We start from the raw sequence: 18,231 nt of genomic DNA, 5'->3' as shown, positions 1-18,231 counted from the left end.
ACCGCACGGCCCTTGCATGCCGTGCGCGGGGACAACGCGGGAAGGCATCGGTCCATGGCGAAGATCAAGGTAGCGAACCCCGTCGTCGAGCTCGACGGCGACGAGATGACCCGGATCATCTGGGCCGAGATCAAGAACAAGCTCATCCACCCCTATCTCGATGTCGATCTCGAGTATTACGACCTCGGCGTCGAGCACCGCGACGCCACCAACGACAAGGTCACGGTCGACGCCGCCGAGGCGATCAAGCGCCACGGCGTCGGCGTGAAGTGCGCCACCATCACCCCCGACGAGCAGCGGGTGCAGGAATTCGGCCTCAAGGAGATGTGGCGCTCGCCCAACGGCACGATCCGCAACATCCTGGGCGGCGTGATCTTCCGCGAGCCGATCATCTGCAAGAACGTGCCCCGCCTGGTGCCCGGCTGGACCCAGCCCTTCGTGATCGGCCGCCACGCCTACGGCGACCAGTACCGCGCCACGGACTTCAAGGTGCCCGGCAAGGGCCGCCTGACCATCAAGTTCGAGGGCGATGACGGCACAGTCATCGAGAAGGAGGTGTTCAAGTTCCCCGAGGCCGGCGTCGCGATGTCGATGTACAACCTCGACCAGTCGATCATCGACTTCGCCCGCGCCTCGATGAACTACGGCCTCGCGCGCAAGTACCCGGTCTACCTGTCGACCAAGAACACGATCCTCAAGGCCTATGACGGCCGGTTCAAGGACCTGTTCCAGAAGGTCTACGAGGAGGAGTTCGAGTCGAAGTTCAAGCCGCTCGGCATCACCTACGAGCACCGCCTGATCGACGACATGGTGGCCTCCTGCCTGAAGTGGTCGGGCGGCTACGTCTGGGCCTGCAAGAACTACGACGGCGACGTGCAGTCCGACACGGCCGCGCAGGGCTTCGGCTCCCTCGGCCTGATGACCTCCGTGCTGATGACGCCGGACGGCCGGACCGTCGAGGCCGAGGCCGCGCACGGCACCGTCACCCGCCACTACCGCGAGCACCAGAAGGGCCGCGAGACCTCGACCAACTCGATCGCGTCGATCTTCGCCTGGACCCGGGGCCTTTCGCACCGCGCCAAGCTCGACGGCAACGACGATCTGGCGAAGTTCTCCGCCACCCTGGAGAAGGTCTGCGTCGACACGGTCGAGGCCGGCCACATGACCAAGGACCTCGCCCTCCTCGTCGGACCGGACCAGAAGTGGCTCTCGACCACCGGCTTCCTCGACAAGGTCGACCAGAACCTGAAGACCGCGATGGGCGCCTGAGGCTCCAGCCTCGACGCGAAAAGCGGCGGGCGCCCTCCGGGACGCCCGCCGCTTTCGCATCCGCGTGCCGCCGGCGCCTCAGGCGCCGCTCGCCTGATCCTGCGGACCCGTCTGGGCGAGGGCCCGGGCGACCTCGAGAAGCAGGAGGTCGATGGCGGCCCGCATCAGCGGATCGCCGACCGAGTCGATGAGTTCGCGAACCCGCAGGCACTGCGCGGCGAGCGCGTCCAGCGCGGTATCCTTGCTGTCGAAGATCATGTTCAGGCCACCAGGTAAGCGGGTTCGGAGACGAGGACCGAGCGACTGTCGCCGCGGACGGCGCGGAGCTTGGCCAGGGTGCGGGCGTCGAACCGGGCGGTCGCGGCCATGATCTCCTCGCCGGCGATCTGGACGGGCAGGCCGAGCGGCTGCGGGCGGAAATGCAGCTGGATGACGTGGATCATGTAGAGGGTCGGCATCTGCAGCAGCAGGCTGTTGACCCCGTGGGCGAGGCCCCACTCCACGATCCCGGTGAGCAGCGCGATCGAGACCGGATTGACGACGCGGCCCTTGGCCCGGTGCGAGCGGGCGACGCCCTGGCGGGTCCATTCCCAGATCTGGGGGCCGACCGGCCGCTCGCCCTCGCAGAGCTGCGGCAGGACGTCCGACAGGAGATGCGGGCGCGTGGTCGGCAGGAGCCGGCTGTAGCCGACGACGGTGTCGTCCTCCATGGCGAGGAAGTGGATCGCGTGCGGCGTGTCGAACTGGTCGATCTCGCGGCCGTCCGGCCTGGCCAGCTCGCTCCAGCCCTTCTCGGCGACGAAGATGTCGTGGCGCAGGCGCCAGGCCTGCTCCATCGCGTCGGCGTAGCGATCCGCGTTGGCGGGGGTGACGATGTGGATCACGAGCAAACCTCACGTTGGTCTGACGTGGGTTTTCGTCGTTTCACAGAGGGCTGTGTACTACGAGAAACCGTAGGGTCCGCGAGCGCAGCCGGCAGCGGCGCCAAGGACTTGCCGCGGTGCGAATCGCGTTCACCGATGCCGGGCCGCGGAATGTGCGGACTGCGTGGCGCGTTCTCTAGGTTATCAGACCCGCTCGGAGCGCCTGCGCCACGGTGTGGGCGCGGTTGACGGTGTCGAGCTTCGCCCGGGCCGAGCGCAGATGGTAGTCGACGCCGGCGGCAGTGATGCCCATGACGATGCCGATCTCGACGTCGGTCTTGCCCTCCGCCGCCCATTGCAGGGTCTCGCGCTCCCGCGGCGAGAGGCGCACCGGCGCGCGCCCAGCCGGCCGGCTGTTCATCAGCAGCAGCTGACCGACCGCGTAGGTCGCGACGAGGTTGAGGGCGACGCGCTCGGCCGGATCGATCTCGATCCGCTCCCCCGAGACGCTGATCCCGCCCGGCTCGCCGTCGAGGGTCACGAACGGGATCGTGATGCCCGCGCGTATGCCGAAATCGCCGGCCTCGTTCATGACGCGCCCGGCCGTCGGGGTATCCGGCAGCACGGCGCTCCAGTCGAACGGCGTCGCCGTGGTGCACAGCCGCCGGACCGTGGGGTCGTGGAGCGCGTAGCCCTGCGTCACGTACCGGCGGGCCCAGCCCTCCGGCATGGTGCTCGCGAGCACGAACCCGGCGTGCCGCCGCTTCGGCAGGCCGGGTTCCGGGACGATCCCGGCCATGATGTACGAGACCCCGTAGCGGGTGAAGGCGTCGACCAGGAGCCGCGCGATCTCGTCGGGCGAGGCGGCCCGTTCCAGATCGCGCAACACGCTGAAGGTCCTGTCGAGGTGCTTCGAATGCGGCATGCCCTAGCTCGAAATTGATGCACGCACTGCGACAAATGATGAGTCGAACGCAACCTGAGGATGGCATCGCCGCCGCTGAAAGGCTAGGGTAGCCGCGGAAAGCTCTGCCGTTTGAATCGGTCCAGCGGGCGGAGTGCGAGTTTCAACGGTATGACTGACGACGCAACCCCGCCGACGACGCGCTGGCTACTGGAACGGATCGCAGCCACGCTGAATGTCTGTCCGACCTACTTCCTTCAGACGGAGCGGCCCGACGAGACCGCGGTGGATCAGGACGCGCGCGACTGCGCGGAGGTCGCCGCGCTGTTCCAGGCGATCAAGTCGCCTGCGCGGCGCACCGCCGTCCTGAACCTGCTGCGCGAGATGAGCCGCGAGACCTGACGGCGCGTGCCGCACGGCCGCCGCTCCGCGGTCAGGCCGCCACGAGGAGCGCGGCCCCGGCGACGCCCGAGAGGACCAAGCGCAGGCGGCCGAGCCAGAGGGGCGTGAGCCCGCGGCGGGGCAGATCCTGATCGATGAGGCCCCAGGCGAGCACGAGGCCGCCGAGGATGCGCAGGTCCCACGGTGCGGGGGCGGCCATCGCGGCCCAGGCGACCAGGGACGGCACGATGGCCACGAGATAATCGCCGTTGCCGCCATTGCGCGCCGCGGCGGCGCCCCAGCGGATCCCGCCGAGGAACGAGGCGATCACGGCGCCGTAGGCCGACAGGATGGTGCGCGGCGACAGGCCGATGCTGCTCAGGCCGCCGTCCGTGCCCGACACCGCCAGGGCAGCGAAGCCCAGGAACGGGATGAGTCCGGCCACGCCGAGAACGATTGCGCCGATCGGGACAGAGTTCCGGTGCGCCATCCATCCTCCGGGCATCGGCAAGGGTTGGCGACCCGCGCGATCCGACCCCGGTCCGACGCCGCCCTGCCGCAGCGTTCCCGCATCGCGGCGTGGCGGTCAAGGTCGGACCCGCGGCCGGGCCGCGGGCCCGGAGCGGCGTCAGCTCCGGCGCGGCGGCGCCGTGAACGGGACAGCGCCGGGCATCGGCGCGCCGAGGAGGGACATCGGCGCGCTCGCCGGCATCTTCGGCGCGGGCGGCTCGTTGACCGCCGCGTCGATCTTTCGCGGCTTGAAGTTCGCCGAGAGGCTCTTGGCGCTGGCGAGGTCGGCGGGGCTGAGCTTGTTGGCCACGTCGTCGCGCTTCTTGCCGGCATCGTCGTCGCCTTGGCTCGCGGCAGCGGAGAACCACGCGTAGGACTGGATCAGGTCTTGCGTCAGGCCGAGGCCGCGCGCGTAGAGGACGCCGAGATTGTACTGGCTGTCGCGGACGCCGAACTCGGCGCCCTGCCGGAACCACGAGGCCGCGGAGGCGAAATCCGGCTTGCCGTTGGCGGCCGGGTTCTCGGCGTACAGCACCGCCAGATTGTGCATGGAGCGGGCGTGGCCCTGCTCGGCGGCGCGGCCGTACCAGAGCTTCGCCTTGTCGAGGTCTCGGACGACGCCCGAGCCCTTCTCGTAATGGCCCGCGACCTTGTACTGGGCGGGCGCGTAGCCGGCCGCGGCCAGCTTCTCGAAGAGCTTGGCGGCGATCGACAGATCGCGCGGCATGCCGCGGCCATCGGCCTCCCGCGTCGCGAGGTCCCAGATCGACGCGCCGTCACCGTCGAGGGCGGCGAGCTTCACCTTCGCCAGCGCCGGCGGCAGGTTGCCGAACTCGGCCTGCAGGCTGTTCATCCCCGAGACCTGCGGCACCGCAGCCTTGGCGTTGGGCCGGGCATCCGAGGGAACGGAGTTGGGCAGAGACTGAGTCGTCGTCGGATCAGCCGGCGCCGGCTTCGACTCCGCGCTCTCCTTGGCGGCGTCCTTCGAAGAGTCCTTCGAAGCGTCCTTGGAGACGTCCGCACTGTCCTTCTGGACCTCCGCGGCATCGCCGCGGGACGGCGCGACCTGGCTCGTCGGAGCCGCCGGCCGCGGCTCGTCCGCGCCCCGCATGGTGATCGCCTGGAGCGCGCCGAGAGCCAGCACGATGGCCGCGAGGCCGAGCAGCAACGGCCGGCGCCGGCGATCGATCTCGGCGCGCAACCGTCCGAGGCGGCCGGTCGCCGCCCCCTGGAGAGCGGCGACCCGGTCACTCCGGGCTTCCCGGCGCTCGGCAGGCGCCTCGGCGGCCAGCTCCGCCTGGGCAGCCTGGGCCGCCCGGCGCGCGGCCGCGATGAAGCTGGTCTTGATGTCGGTCTCGGACTTGGAGTCGGCTGCGGATCGCGCGGCGGCGACGTCGCCGAGGCGCTCCTGCACGGCCCGGCGGGCGGAGGGCTCGCGGGCAGCGCGCGGCTCGCGCGGCGGCCGGCCGCTGCCGGGCTCCAGAAGGTCGTCGGCGAGGCGGGATGCCTCGGCATTGTCGCGCCGCGACCTTGCGCGCGCCTCTACGGGCGCGAGGGCCACATCCGGGCTCGTCGACGACATCAGGCGCTCGTCGAGAGACGGCCCCCGCGCCGGGACGGCCTCGGCGGGCCCGAGCCGGACGAGGAGCCGCTCCAGGGCCGACTGAACCCCGTCGAGGGTCGCGCCGAGGCGCTGATCGGAGGCCACCTGCCGGGCCTGCATGTCCGCGAGGCTGGCGCGCAGGAGGCCGATCTCGCCCGACTCGGCGGCACCGAGGCCGGATGTCTGCAGGCTCTGCGCGACCGCGTTGCGGGCGGCGCGCTCCACCGCGGCCTCGCTCGGCGCCGATTCCCGGAGCGCCGTGACCTGCCGCAGCAGGTCGCCCATCGTGCGCTCCAGCCCGGCCAGCGCCGGATCGGCGCTGTGCGGCGCGTCGAGGCGGCCGGCCAGCGAGACCACCTGCCGCTCCAGGGCGTCGAGGCCCTCGTGCTCGGACCTGGTGCCGACCTGATCGACCTTGTCGGCGAGGCTGCGGAGCATGGCGTGGATGGAGGCCATGTCGCCCGAGCGGGCCACGTTCACGTCGCCGGTGCGCTCGGACCAGTCGTCCCGCGCGCAGAGCACGTCGACCTTCTCGGCGAGTGCCTGGATCTGCTCCGCCAGCGCCGCCGGCGCGGCGATCTTCACGTCGCTGCGGATCTCCTCCAAGATCGGCCGCAAGTCCGGGCCGGCGGCCGTCCGCTGCAGCTGGGCGATCTGCGCGCTCACCGCCTGCAGGCTCTGCGCGAGACCCTGGATGCGCTCCGGGCCGGCGAGCGCGGCAATCTGACGGCGGATCTCCTCGAGTTCGTCGAACAGGCCTGCGAGGGTCCGGTCGTCCGGACCGGCGGCGCCGGTCGCGGCGGCGGTGTCGAGGCGCTCGGCGAGGCGCCGGACGTCCTCCGCGACGCGGCTGTGGACGTTCTCGGCCACCTCCTCGGCGAGGCGCTCGACCTGGGCCCGGACCTGCTCGATCGGCACCGCGATGGCGGTGAGATCGGTTCCCGCCTGGGCGCGCTCGATTCCGCTCGCCAGGGTGACGACGGCCTGCTCGAGGGCGCCGATATCCCGGCTCGTCGCGAGCTGGTTGATCGCCTCCCGCAGGCGCGTGGTCTCCTCCTGAAGCTCGATCAGGGCGGTCGACGGGGCGACGCCCTCCTCGATCCGCGCCTCCAGGCGGCGGGCGAGGTCCAGGCGCATGCTGGCGACGACGCCGCCATCGGCCGCGGACGCGGCGAGCGCCGGCTCGGCGCCCTGTGCCAGCTCGCGCTGGCGCTGGCGAATGTCCTGGACGGCGCTGCGGATGTCGGCGGCGGCGGGACGCGGGCGACGGCCGGGCGGCCGGGTCGCGGCGACCTGCTCGCCGAGCTGGGACATGCGGCGCTCGATGTCGCCGAGCCGCTCGGTGACCTGCTGGACGGGGGCCGCCTTCAGGGCGCGCTCGATGCGGGCCTCGATCTCCGCGAGGCGGCGCGCCTCGGCGTCCTGGGCGGCGCGCCGCTCGTGGTCGAGGGCGCGGTCGAGACCGTCGAGGCGGTCCATCAGAGCGGCGATACCGTCGCCGTAGCCCTCGGCGCGCTGCGCCGTCCCGTGAGCCCGCTGGTCGGGCGAGGCCGACGGGAGGGCGCGCTCGGCCGAGGCCTCGGGCCGGTTGCCGCCGAGAGCGAGCTGCTCGGCGCGGTGGCGCCGCCGGTGCCGGCGATTTCCCTGACCGGCCGATTGCTGCTGCGGCACCACCGACGCGATCCAGGTCTCGAGCGGGACCCCGGCCCGCGCCGCCACGTCGCGGGCCGCGTCGAGCACCTCGGGATCGAAACTGTCGAGCTGCGGCATCGCGTTGCGGGTCATCGGTGGCCTGTCGTCGGCAGCGTTCGGCGTCCGTTTCCTCGGCGCAGAGCGGGACCGGAATTCGGTATCCACGGACGCACGCGTCGGATCGTTCGAGCGTGACCATTAACTTTCTTGGTAAACACGAAGTTAAGGTTTGATGGGCCCGGTAATGGCCGCGACCACGCGGCTGCTGAGGAACGGCCGCGCCTGTCGCGCTCCGGGCGGGCGGAGCCGTTGCTCCGGGAGCGGCGCGGCGTTTACATGCGGCCAACGCGGCGGGCCGTTCCGAGAGGCCCGCACCAGACGGGGGAAGCCAGAGATGCCGCAGTATCGCGCTCCGGTCGAGGATACGCTGTTCTTGCTCACCGACGTCCTCGGCTTCCATGCCCGGGACAACCTGGCGGGCTTCGCCGACGCCTCGCCCGACGTGGTCGAGGCCGTCCTCCGCGAGGGGGCGAAGCTCGCCGAGGAGGTGCTCGCCCCGCTCAACCGCACGGGCGACGTCGAGGGTTGCCGCCGCGAGGCCGACGGGACGGTGCGCACGCCGACCGGCTTCAAGGCCGCCTACGACACCTACGCCAGCGGCGGCTGGATGGGCCTGTCGGTGCCGGAGGCCTATGGCGGCCAGGGCCTGCCGCACACCCTGAACACGGCGATCCAGGAATTCGCCTCGGGCGCGAACCTCGCCTTCGGCATGTATCCCGGCCTGACGCAGGGCGCGATGGCGGCGCTGCTGGTCCACGGCTCGGAGGAGCAGAAGGCGCTGTACCTGCCCAAGATGGTCGAGGGCGCCTGGACCGGGACCATGAACCTGACCGAGCCGCATTGCGGCACGGATCTCGGGCTTCTCAAGACCAAGGCCGTGCCGAACGGCGACGGCTCCTACAACCTCACCGGCACCAAGATCTTCATCTCGGCCGGCGAGCACGACCTCGCCGAGAACATCGTGCACCTCGTCATCGCGCGGATCGAGGGCGCGCCCGCCGGCACAAAGGGCATCTCGCTGTTCGTGGTGCCGAAATTCCTGGTGAACGCCGACGGGTCCCTCGGGGCGCGCAACGGGGTGTCCTGCGGCTCCCTCGAGCACAAGATGGGCATCCACGGCAACGCCACCTGCGTGATGAACTACGACGGGGCTACGGGCTGGCTCGTGGGCCAGGAGAATCGCGGCCTCAACGCCATGTTCGTGATGATGAACGAGGCGCGGCTCGCGGTCGGCGTCCAGGGCCTTGGGCAATCCGAGGTCGCCTACCAGAACGCCGCCGCCTACGCGAAGGACCGGCTCCAGGGCCGCGCCCTGACCGGCGCCAAGGCGCCCGAGAAGGCCGCCGACCCGATCATCGTCCATCCGGACGTGCGCCGCACGCTGATGCAGATCCGCGCCTTCAACGAGGCGGCCCGGGCCCTCATGCTCTGGACCGCGCTCCAGGCCGACATCCTGCACCGCTCCGAGGATGCCAAGGAGCGGCAGGCCGCCGACGACCATCTCGGCCTGATGACCCCGGTGGTGAAGGGCGTGTTCACCGACCGCGGCTTCGCCAACGCGGTCGAGGCCCAGCAGCTCCTCGGCGGCCACGGCTACATCGAGGAATGGGGCATGTCGCAGTTCGTGCGCGATGCCCGCATCGCCATGATCTACGAGGGCGCCAACGGCATCCAGGCCATGGACCTGATCGGCCGCAAGCTGCCGAAGGACGGCGGCCGGGCGATGATGACGTTCCTGGGCGATGTCCAGACCTTCCTGAAGGACCACGGCGAGGATCCCGCCATGGCGCCGTTCACCAAGCCGCTCCAGGCCGGGCTGAACGACCTCCAGGGCGCCGTGATGTGGCTGATGCAGAACGCGTTCAGCAAGCCCGACAATGCCGGCGCCGGCGCGACCGACTTCATGCACCTCTTCGGCCTCGTGGCCCTCGGCTACATGTGGGCGAAGATCGCAAAGGCCGCCCAGGCCAAGCACGCCGAGGCCCCCTCCCCCCGCTGGGAGTCGAAGCTCACGAGCGGCCGGTTCTTCATGGAGCGGATGCTGCCGGAGACCGCCCTGCGCCTTAACCGGATCAAGGCCGGGGCCGAGAGCACCATGGCGCTGGAGGCGGAGGCGTTCTGAGCAGCCCGCCGGCTGTGCGCCTCGCGCCAGCCGGCGGCTTCTGGTCAGATCGCTGGAAGCACCGCCGTCCTTGCGAGCGGAGCGAAGCAATCCAGGGTCGCTTCACCGCGCTCGCGATGTCGCCGGGCTCACGCACCGAGCGCCGCGTCCAGATCCTCGATCAGGTCGGCCGGATCCTCCAGGCCGATCGACAGCCGCACCACGTCGGGTCCCGCGCCCGCGGCGGTCTTCTGCGCGTCGGTGAGCTGGCGGTGGGTCGTCGAGGCCGGGTGAATGATCAGGGAGCGCGTGTCGCCGATATTGGCGAGGTGCGAGAACAGCTGCAGGCTCGACACCAGCTTGACGCCCGCGTCGTAGCCGCCCTTGAGACCGAAGGTGAAGACGGCCCCCGCGCCGTTCGGCGTGTAGCGCCGGGCGAGCTGATGGTACCGGTCGGTCTCCAGGCCGGGATAGCTGACCCATGACACCGCCGGATGCGTCGACAGGTGCTTGGCCACCGTCAGCGCGTTGTCGGAGTGGCGCTGCATGCGCAGCGGCAGCGTCTCGATGCCGTTCAGGATCAGGAACGCGTTGAACGGCGACAGCGCCGGCCCGAGATCGCGCAGGCCCAGCACCCGGCAGGCGATGGCGAAGCCGAAATTGCCGAAGGTCTCGGCCAGAACCATGCCGGAATATTCCGGCCGCGGCTGGCTCATCATCGGGTAGCGCGCGTCGCCGGCCCACTGGAACGAGCCGCCGTCGACGATCAGGCCGCCGATCGAGTTGCCGTGGCCGCCGAGGAACTTGGTCGCCGAGTGCACCACGATGTCGGCGCCGTGCTCGAACGGCCGGATCAGGTACGGCGTCGCCATGGTGTTGTCGACGACGAGCGGGATGTTGTGCTTCTTGGCGATCTGCGACAGCGCCGCCAGATCGGTGATGACGCCGCCGGGATTGGCGATCGATTCGCAGAAGATCGCCTTGGTGCGCGGCGTGATCGCCGCCTCGAAGGAGGCGGGGTCGTCGTTGTCGGCCCAGGCCACCGACCAGCCGAAGTTCTTGTACGAGTGGTTGAACTGGTTGATCGAGCCGCCGTAGAGCTTGTTGGAGGCCACGAACTCGTCGCCCGGCTGCATCAGGGCGTGCATGGTCAGGAACTCGGCCGCGTGGCCGGAGGCCACCGCCAGGGCTGCGGTCCCACCTTCGAGCGCGGCGATGCGCTCCTCGAGGACAGCGTTCGTCGGATTGGTGATCCGCGTGTAGATGTTGCCGAAGGCCTGGAGCCCGAACAGCGACGCGGCGTGGTCGACGTCGTCGAACACGAAGCTGGTGGTCTGGTAGATCGGCGTCGCCCGCGCGCCGGTGGCCGCGTCGGGGGCGGCGCCCGCGTGGATCGCCAGCGTGTTGAAGCCGGGCATGCGGTCGGACATCGTCGGGTCTCCTCAGAGCACCCGAGCCTGTACGCACGCCTGGGAGTGCGGCGCAAGACTCGGGCGCGAAGACTCGGGCGCGACCGAGCGCTTCGCAATCCCTAGGCGTCCGGCCGTTGGCCGATGTCGATATGCGGCTGGCCCGCATCGACCAGGGCACGGTCCACGGCCTCGATGGCGAGCAGGGTCCGGGTCAGGTCCTCGGCCATGGAGATCGGCGCCAGGTCGAGGCCGCCCAGGCGCCGCGCGATGGCGTTCCGCTGGCGGGCCAGGGCGGCGCGCGCCCGGTTCAGATCCTCGATCTCGTCGGCGGTCATCCGCGCTCCTTCTCGTCGGGGTGCGTCGCAGCGCTCAGGCGCCCGGCGTCCAGTCGATGTTCGGGCGCTGGGCCAGCATGCGCTCGAAGTAATTGGCGACGGCCTGCGCCCCGTCCGTGTGCATCATCGCGACCGGATGCGCGAGGTAGGCGCGGGCAAGATCGACCGGAATCCGGCCGCCCTGGAGCGCGCTCAGCACCTCGTCGATGAAGGCGTCGTTGGCCTCGTTGAAGTCGTTCGACAGCTTCTTGCGGTCGTTGAGGGCCTTGATCGGCATGCAGCATCCTTGTCGCGCGGAGCCGGGCCGCGCCCGGCCGGAGGGCTCGGCCCGAACCGGGCCGCGGTGGGGAAGGTTCCGGCCACGGAACCTGACGGACAGGTCCAACTGGCGTGCGCGCCCACACCGTTCGGTAACCTTCCACACACGATCCGTGGAGCGGAGTCCCGCGCTCGAGCGTTTACAGGTCATGACGACCGAAATCACGCGCTCTCATACCGTCGAGATCGTCCCGTGCCTGGACGATCCGCGGTGTTTTCGCTGGATCATCCGCAGCCGCGGCGGCGCGGTTGTGGAGCACTCGCCCTACGCGTTCGTGACGCAGAACGGAGCGCGGATCTCCGGAGAGTGCTGGATGCGCGAGCATTTCGGCGACGGTCAGGTCGCGTAGGCTGCGGCCGCGACCGGCTGGGGCGGACACGACCTTCCATGTGGAATTTGCGCGGGTGTTTCCGCGCCGCGCCGGCGTGCCGATGGCAGACGATCCCGCTGGATCATGCGCCGACCGGTCCGCGTCCTCCCGCGCGACCGTCGCGGTGGCCATCAAATACAACCTTGACGATACTTACGAACCGTAAGGCATCGGTTAAGCATTGTTTCGCTGGCCATATTTCTTTGTCAGAACTTTAATCACGCCCGACCAGTATCGCGCCGATTCTGTTTCTGACCAGGGTGCGAACGATGCCGAGCGGCGACGGAACGGTCCGGCACGACGATGCCGCGTCGCCCATGGGCGCGGTGACGTCGATCGAGGGATCCAAGGTCCATCTCGAACTCATCGTGCAGGGCGGCCGGCCCAGGGTGCGCGTCACCGTCGGCAATCTGGTCCGGATCCGTGCCGGAGAGGCGATCCTCGTCGGCATCGTCACCACGCTGTCCTCGGGCAGCGAGCGCGGGCACCGGCCGGGCGCCTACGCGAGCCTCGACCTGCTCGGCGAGATCCACGCGGCGCACGGCGCGCACCGCTTCAGCCGCGGCGTGAGCTGCTACCCGGCGATCGGCGACGATGTGGAACTCCTGTCCGCCACCGACCTCCGGATCGTCCATCAGGTCTCGGCGACCGGCACGGCGGCCGTGGGCGCGCTCTACCAGGATCCCGAGACCCCGGCCTGCATCAAGATCGACGACCTGCTCTCCAAGCACTTCGCGGTGCTCGGCGCGACCGGTGTCGGGAAGTCAAGCGGCGTCACCGTCATCCTGGACGAGGTGATGCGGGCGCGGCCGGCCGTGCGCGTCTTCCTGCTGGACGTGCACAACGAGTACGCCGCCAGCTTCGGAGACCGCGCGAGCGTCATCAGCCCGCGGACCCTCAAGCTGCCGTTCTGGCTGTTCAACCTCGAGGAGATCGCCGACGTCATCTACGGCGGCCGGCCGGCCGTGGACGAGGAGATCGAGATCCTGGCCGAGGTGATCCCCCTCGCGAAGAGCAAGTACGGGCAGTACAAGGAGGCGAGCGACCGCCAGATCGTGAAGCGGCCCTTCGGCAAGGGCGCCGGCTACACGGTCGACACGCCGGTCCCCTACATGCTGCAGGATCTACTCGCGCTCATCGACGAGCGGATGGGTCGGCTCGAGAACCGCGTCTCCCGGATGCACTATCACCGGCTGATCACCCGGATCGAGGCGATCCGGAACGATCCCCGGCACGGTTTCATGTTCGACAACGCCAATGTCGGCGGCGACATGATGGGCGAGATTCTGGCGCACCTGTTCCGGCTCGATCCCGACGGGCGGCCGATGACGATCATGCAGCTCGCCGGTCTGCCGATGGAGGTCGTCGACGCCGTCGTGTGCGTGCTGTGCCGCCTCGCCTTCGAGTTCGGCATCTGGAGCGAGGGCGCCGTCCCGCTGCTGTTCGTCTGCGAGGAGGCCCACCGCTTCGCCTCGGCCGACCGGTCGGTGGGCTTCACGCCGACGCGGCGCGCCCTGGCGCGGATCGCCCGCGAGGGCCGCAAGCACGGCGTCCATCTCGGGCTGGTCACCCAGCGCCCGGCCGAGCTCGACGCGACGATCATGTCGCAATGCAGCACCCTGTTCGCCATGCGCATGACCAACGCGCGCGACCAGGCCTTCCTGGCCGCGGCCGTTTCGGACGCCGCCAACCTCCTCACCTTCGTGCCGTCGCTGGGGACCGGCGAGGTCATCGCCTTCGGCGAGGGCGTCCCGATCCCGGCGCGGATGACCTTCCGGCCGCTGCCGTCGGCCCGTCACCCGCGCAACGACGCGAGCGGCAGGGCCGCCGAGGACGACGCGACCGTCGCCGGCGCGGCCTTCGTCGGCGCCGTCGTCGAGCGCTGGCGCGGCGCCACCATGAACAAGGTCGCCGGGTACGACGGCGATCCGGCCGCGGCGGCGCGCCTCGGGCGCGAGGCGGGCTCGGACAGCCCGCACGGCGCCGCCCTCGAGCAGGTGCATCGCCGCCTCCTCCGCCGCCCCCTGGAGGGCGGCGACCAAGCTCAGACCGGCGCCCAGACCGGCGCCCAGACCGGCGCCCAGGCTGCCAAGCCCCTGTGGCAGCAGGGCGGGGCATGAGCGAGCCCGCTTTCCCGGAGCGTCGAACCCTGCTCGAGGCCGCCATCCAGGCGCTACCCGTCGGGGTCGTGGTCCATGACGGCCAGGGTCACTGCGTCCTCGCCAACGCCGCCGCGCGCGCCCTCGGGGACAGGGCCGTCCAGGCGCTTCCCGCCGCGGCGGCCGGCGCCCGGGACGCCGGGACCGTCGAGGCAGTCGACGACCGGATGCTCGAGGTGCGGACGCGGCCGGTCGCCGAGGACCGGGACGGTTTCACGCTGACGACCCTGATCGACGTCACGCACCATCACCGGATCCAGCGGGAGCTGATCACCAAGGCCTTCATCGACGCCCTGACCGGCCTGCCAAACCGGACGATGTTCGAGCAGAGCATCGCGGATGTCCTGGCGGGGTCCGCGCCGGGGGACCGGTTCGCCCTGGCCTTCATCGATCTCGACAACTTCAAGCACATCAACGACTACTACAGCCACGCCGCGGGCGATGCCCTGCTGCGCAAGGTGTCCGACCGGATCGGCGGCGCGCTGCGCCCGAGCGACCTCCTGGCGCGGATCGGCGGCGACGAGTTCGTGCTGCTCCTCGCTCCCGTCACCGACGGGGACGCGGCGCTGGCCGCCGTGCGCGCCATCTCGGAGCGCCTGAAGCAGCCGTTCTTCATCGACGGGCACGAGATCTTCGCCTCCGCCTCCATCGGCGTCAGCCTCTTCCCGGAGCACGGCGACAGCTACGAAACCCTCGCCCGGCAGGCCGACAACGCGATGTACCGGGTGAAGGGCGAGCTGAAAGGCGGCGTCAGCGTCTTCGACGACGCGATGAGCCAGGCCGCCACGGCCCGCATGGCCGTGGAGCAGCGCCTCCGGCTGGCGATCCGCGACCGCTGCTTCTGCTGCGCCTTCCAGCCCAAGGTCGACATGCGCTCCCACGCGGTCACGGGCGTCGAGGTGCTCCTGCGCTGGCGCGACGAGGTCGGCATGATCCAGGCGCCCGGCGACTTCATCGCCCTCGCCATCGAGCTCGGGCTGATCAACGAGATCACCCTGCAGCTCCTGGCCGAGACGGTGCGGGCGATGCCCGACATCGACGAGGTTTTCGGACCCGACGTCACCGTGAGCCTTAACATCGCCGCCAAACAGGCCTGCGACGTGCCGTTCATGACCGCCTTCTGCGCGGCGCTCGGCGAGACGGGACTCGCGGAGCGCTTCGTGCTCGAACTGACCGAGGAGGCCTTCTTCACGACGGGCCGCTTCCAGCGCGAGGTCCTGCCGAAGATCCGGGCGATCGGCGCGCGCGTCTCGATCGACGATTTCGGCGTCGGCTACTCGTCCCTCGCGGCCCTAGCGGACATCACCGCGGACGAGTTGAAGATCGATCGCTCGTTCATCACCGACATCGACAAGCGGCCGCGCAGCCAGATCGTCCTGAAGGCGATCGAGTCGCTCGGTGCGGCGCTGGGCATGACGGTGGTGGCCGAAGGCGTCGAGACCTTCGAGGAGGTCGCCTACCTGCTCGGCGCCACGCAGATCCGCTGCGCCCAGGGCTACTACTTCGCGCGCCCGCTGCTGCTCGACCAGATCCGGCAGGCCGAGCCGCCGCGCATGTCCGGGGCTCGCGGTCCGGCCGCGCGCGGCCGCGCGTCGGACCTGCGCGCGTCGGACCTCCGCGCGTCCAGCCTGATGCGGCGCGCCTGACGTCCGCCGCGCGGCCGCGGTGGCGCGTCAGGCGGCCAGCAGGGGCCGCCACACGCCCGCCGCGTCCGCGGCCATGGCGCAGATGACCGCCTCGTCGATCGAGCGACGCACCTCGACCACGTGCGGCACACCGGGAGCGAGGGGCGCCTCGACGCCGAGGTCGAATCCGTGCCGGCCGTCGCCCACGCCCGCCGCCGCGATGTCGGCGCGGTACTCCGCCGCCACCGTCACCGCCACGATCGTCCCGTCGACCACGATGTCCAGGCATACGGGGGCGTCGGGCTGCGCGGCGTCGTGGGCCCAGCCGGCCACGCGCAGCGCGCCGTCCGCGCGCAGCGCGCAGCGATCCAGCCACGCCCGCACGGCGCCCGGACGCGACGTCGCGCCGGCCCGACGGATCAGCCGCCTGCGCAGGGCAGCGAGCTGGGGACCGAGCGCGGTGCGCGGCGCGTAGGCCTGCGGACCGATCGCGCTGTCGTCCGGATCGCGGCCGTCGAAGAGCCGCCGGAGGCCGGGAGCGGGCAGGAAGCTCTCGGCCGGCGCGCCCTCCGCCAGCAACAGGTCGTGGCTGTCGAGCTCGATATGCCAGTAGGTGAGATCGATCACGCGCTCACCGCGGGTGATGCTGGTTCCGTTGACGAGGTGGCCGGCGGCGACGAACAGCCCGTCCAGCCACACGGCGTGGTCCGGCGAGACGAGCAGGTCGCGGGCGGGGACGCGGTCGTCGAGCGCGCCGGCCCGGATGCGCACGGGCCGCTCGGTCGGCGGGGCGGACGATCCGGGATAGGTGCGGCGACCGATCCACCGGATCGGCCGATGCAGGCCCGCGGCCGTGACGACCCTGTCGCCCACCGCGAGCCGCTCGACAGCGACGTCGCCGCGGTCGGTCCTGATGGACGTGCCGGTGCAGTAGCACGGGGCGTTTCCCGGCGCCGCGGTCCCTTGAGCCGTCCCCGAGGACGATTGAGAAGATCCATTCGACCCGTTGGCGCCCGATGCAGGCGCCGTCGAACCGGAGTTCGACCCGGTCGCGCCCGGCTGCGCTCCGGCCGCGCCGGCGCCCGACCGGAGACCGGCCGTCGCCCCGTACAAACCCGGATCCCGGCCATCCGGCGACGACACGCGGTCCTGCGGCACCGCGACCGCGTTGGAGTTGTTCGAGTAGACGCGGATATAGTCGATGCTCGAGCTGAAGCGGGTGCCCGTCGTCGCCGTGCTCTGCACGGCCAGGTTGGCCAGCAGATACATGGGGCTGTGCAGGTCGGACGGCGTCGCCTGCGAACCGACGAGCTGACCGTCCACGTAGAAGCTGATGCGATCGGCCTGCCAGTTCATGCCGTAGGTGTGATACCCGTTGGGATTGGGCATCTCGCTGTAGACTTGGCGGGTCTGCTGCCAGGTCGTTCCGGGCGGCTGCGGGTCGGTCGTGTGGATCGTGCTGTAGACGCCGCGGTCGTTGTTTCCGTAATGCTCGACGACGTCGAGTTCCTGGTGCCCGTTGGCGCTGCTCGACTGCGGGCTCTGCTGATTCGGCAGCAGCCAGAAGGCGTCCCAGGCATCGGGATTGTTGGAGAAATCCGCGCGGATCTCGAAGTAGCCGTAAGTCTGCGAGAAGTTGCCCTGCGTGCTGATGAGCCCGGACTGCCAACTCCCCGGATAGCCGGACGCGCTCGTCCCGGGCGGCGCCGCCGTGATCGTCAGGACACCGTTCTGGACGCTGAAGGGATCGTAACCGGACCCGGGATCGAGGAACGAGGACCGGCCGAAGCCGATGTCAGAGTTGGCGTCGTACCGCCACTCGGCGCGAATATCGCGGTAGGTCGTCCCGACGCCGTTCTGCGAGATGCTGCGCGCGTTGAACTCGTCGTCATAGGTCAGGCGATAGCCCGTCAGATCAAGCATCGACGCCGTCTCATCACCATTCTGGTTCGCCGGACGTGGCGCGCTGTCAAATCAAGATTGCCAACAAGCAATCCGCGAATAGTTAATAATGTCCTGCGTGTCGCGCGGACGAAGTGAGCATCGGCTGCGACAGGCCATCGCCTGAACGCCCGCCGGTCGCGTCGCGCCATCGAGCAGGCAAAGACGACACGGTTAAGGCTGACTAACCGTATCGGCCACGTGGCGCAAATCAGTCACGGCGCCGCGCGGCTGCGGCCGTACTGGCTGACGGTCAATCGAGGCGCCGCACGGAACGGCCGTGACGGGCTGGAGGGCCGGTGACGGCGGGGGCCTCTACCGCGTCATCGCGGCCAGCGGATCGGAACGCTGGGTGATGCTCGACCGGATGCTCGGACGTCGCCGCGCGATGAGCCTCGGGTCCGCCCCTGCTGTCGCCGTAGAGGCTGTTCAGGCAGGCGATCGATGCCGGCCCGCAAGCCATTGCAGCTCCGATCTTCCGGGCCAGAACGCGCGTGCATTGGAAGGAGCCGGCGCAGTCGCACGCGATCGCGGGGGCAAGCGGCGATCCGATCCAGCACGTGGCCTTGTCCAGGGCGACCGATGAGCGACAGGCCGCGCTCACTGCCCTCTTCGGTCGGGCCGTGCGGCCTCGCGGGTCTGCGGCACCTCCCCGGATGCGCTGATCGGACAGTCCCCCGACGAGGA

Annotated in this window: 15 protein-coding genes; 6 read left to right on the top strand and 9 right to left on the bottom strand. The window is 70.5% G+C overall.

Annotated features, from left to right (window positions below):
* Window positions 1–54 precede the first annotated feature (54 nt).
* The gene (locus ACQKQD_RS03940; RefSeq protein ID WP_020091377.1) at window positions 55–1,269 is read left to right on the top strand and encodes an NADP-dependent isocitrate dehydrogenase; all 1,215 of its coding nucleotides are present in this window, start codon (window positions 55–57) and stop codon (window positions 1,267–1,269) included.
* Window positions 1,270–1,347: 78 nt separating this feature from the next.
* Here ACQKQD_RS03940 and ACQKQD_RS03935 read toward each other — a convergent pair whose 3' ends face one another.
* The 3 genes from ACQKQD_RS03935 to ACQKQD_RS03925 form a co-directional block, all read right to left on the bottom strand.
* A complete protein-coding gene (locus ACQKQD_RS03935) occupies window positions 1,348–1,527 on the bottom strand; it encodes a hypothetical protein (protein ID WP_020091376.1) in 180 nt (59 codons plus the stop codon).
* A 2-nt stretch (window positions 1,528–1,529) separates the two neighbouring features.
* The gene (locus ACQKQD_RS03930) at window positions 1,530–2,153 is read right to left on the bottom strand and encodes an acyl-homoserine-lactone synthase (RefSeq protein WP_026604656.1); all 624 of its coding nucleotides are present in this window, start codon (window positions 2,151–2,153) and stop codon (window positions 1,530–1,532) included.
* Window positions 2,154–2,328: 175 nt separating this feature from the next.
* Complete coding sequence (locus tag ACQKQD_RS03925) at window positions 2,329–3,057, bottom strand: autoinducer binding domain-containing protein (protein ID WP_020091374.1); 729 nt, start codon at window positions 3,055–3,057, stop codon at window positions 2,329–2,331.
* A gap of 150 nt (window positions 3,058–3,207) precedes the next feature.
* Here ACQKQD_RS03925 and ACQKQD_RS03920 point away from each other — a divergent pair, with 150 nt between their 5' ends.
* Complete coding sequence (locus ACQKQD_RS03920; RefSeq protein ID WP_427507541.1) at window positions 3,208–3,438, top strand: hypothetical protein; 231 nt, start codon at window positions 3,208–3,210, stop codon at window positions 3,436–3,438.
* A gap of 31 nt (window positions 3,439–3,469) precedes the next feature.
* On the opposite strand, the gene ACQKQD_RS03915 is transcribed toward ACQKQD_RS03920, so the two are convergent.
* Together ACQKQD_RS03915 and ACQKQD_RS03910 are read right to left on the bottom strand one after the other, a co-directional pair.
* Window positions 3,470–3,907, bottom strand: coding sequence for a DUF3429 domain-containing protein (locus tag ACQKQD_RS03915; RefSeq protein WP_020091372.1), 438 nt, complete (start codon window positions 3,905–3,907; stop codon window positions 3,470–3,472).
* A gap of 138 nt (window positions 3,908–4,045) precedes the next feature.
* Entirely contained in the window at window positions 4,046–7,315 is a 3,270-nt protein-coding gene (locus ACQKQD_RS03910; RefSeq protein WP_427507540.1) for a hypothetical protein, read from the bottom strand.
* A 301-nt stretch (window positions 7,316–7,616) separates the two neighbouring features.
* On the opposite strand from ACQKQD_RS03910, the gene ACQKQD_RS03905 reads away from it, so the two are divergent.
* The gene (locus ACQKQD_RS03905) at window positions 7,617–9,404 is read left to right on the top strand and encodes an acyl-CoA dehydrogenase C-terminal domain-containing protein (protein WP_427507539.1); all 1,788 of its coding nucleotides are present in this window, start codon (window positions 7,617–7,619) and stop codon (window positions 9,402–9,404) included.
* Window positions 9,405–9,532: 128 nt separating this feature from the next.
* On the opposite strand, the gene ACQKQD_RS03900 is transcribed toward ACQKQD_RS03905, so the two are convergent.
* The 3 genes from ACQKQD_RS03900 to ACQKQD_RS03890 all read right to left on the bottom strand — a co-directional run bounded on the left by ACQKQD_RS03900 (window position 9,533) and on the right by ACQKQD_RS03890 (window position 11,407).
* Window positions 9,533–10,813: an O-acetylhomoserine aminocarboxypropyltransferase gene (locus tag ACQKQD_RS03900; protein ID WP_020091369.1), complete on the bottom strand. Its 1,281-nt coding sequence runs from the start codon at window positions 10,811–10,813 to the stop codon at window positions 9,533–9,535.
* Window positions 10,814–10,914: 101 nt separating this feature from the next.
* Window positions 10,915–11,130 (bottom strand): hypothetical protein, encoded by a 216-nt coding sequence (locus ACQKQD_RS03895; RefSeq protein WP_331299638.1) that lies wholly within the window; start codon window positions 11,128–11,130, stop codon window positions 10,915–10,917.
* 34 nt (window positions 11,131–11,164) lie between these two features.
* The gene (locus ACQKQD_RS03890; protein WP_020091367.1) at window positions 11,165–11,407 is read right to left on the bottom strand and encodes a hypothetical protein; all 243 of its coding nucleotides are present in this window, start codon (window positions 11,405–11,407) and stop codon (window positions 11,165–11,167) included.
* A 190-nt stretch (window positions 11,408–11,597) separates the two neighbouring features.
* Here ACQKQD_RS03890 and ACQKQD_RS03885 point away from each other — a divergent pair, with 190 nt between their 5' ends.
* From ACQKQD_RS03885 to ACQKQD_RS03875, 3 genes are all read left to right on the top strand, one after another.
* Complete coding sequence (locus tag ACQKQD_RS03885; RefSeq protein ID WP_056522129.1) at window positions 11,598–11,798, top strand: hypothetical protein; 201 nt, start codon at window positions 11,598–11,600, stop codon at window positions 11,796–11,798.
* A 290-nt stretch (window positions 11,799–12,088) separates the two neighbouring features.
* Window positions 12,089–13,939 carry an ATP-binding protein gene (locus ACQKQD_RS03880; RefSeq protein ID WP_427507538.1) on the top strand — a complete coding sequence of 617 codons (1,851 nt, stop codon included), beginning with the start codon at window positions 12,089–12,091 and terminating at the stop codon, window positions 13,937–13,939.
* Window positions 13,936–15,624 carry a putative bifunctional diguanylate cyclase/phosphodiesterase gene (locus ACQKQD_RS03875; protein ID WP_427507537.1) on the top strand — a complete coding sequence of 563 codons (1,689 nt, stop codon included), beginning with the start codon at window positions 13,936–13,938 and terminating at the stop codon, window positions 15,622–15,624. Before ACQKQD_RS03880 ends, ACQKQD_RS03875 begins: the two co-directional genes overlap by 4 nt.
* Before the next feature lie 27 nt (window positions 15,625–15,651).
* Here the strand turns inward: ACQKQD_RS03875 and ACQKQD_RS03870 are convergent, their stop codons facing one another.
* Window positions 15,652–17,526 (bottom strand): Hint domain-containing protein, encoded by a 1,875-nt coding sequence (locus ACQKQD_RS03870; protein WP_427507536.1) that lies wholly within the window; start codon window positions 17,524–17,526, stop codon window positions 15,652–15,654.
* Window positions 17,527–18,231 lie beyond the last annotated feature (705 nt).

It is taken from the genome of Methylobacterium sp. NPDC080182 (assembly GCF_050281105.1).
Classification (GTDB): Bacteria; Pseudomonadota; Alphaproteobacteria; order Rhizobiales; family Beijerinckiaceae; genus Methylobacterium.
The sequence above is the reverse complement of the archived record's forward strand: the minus strand, read 5'-3'. Positions and strand labels throughout refer to the sequence as shown.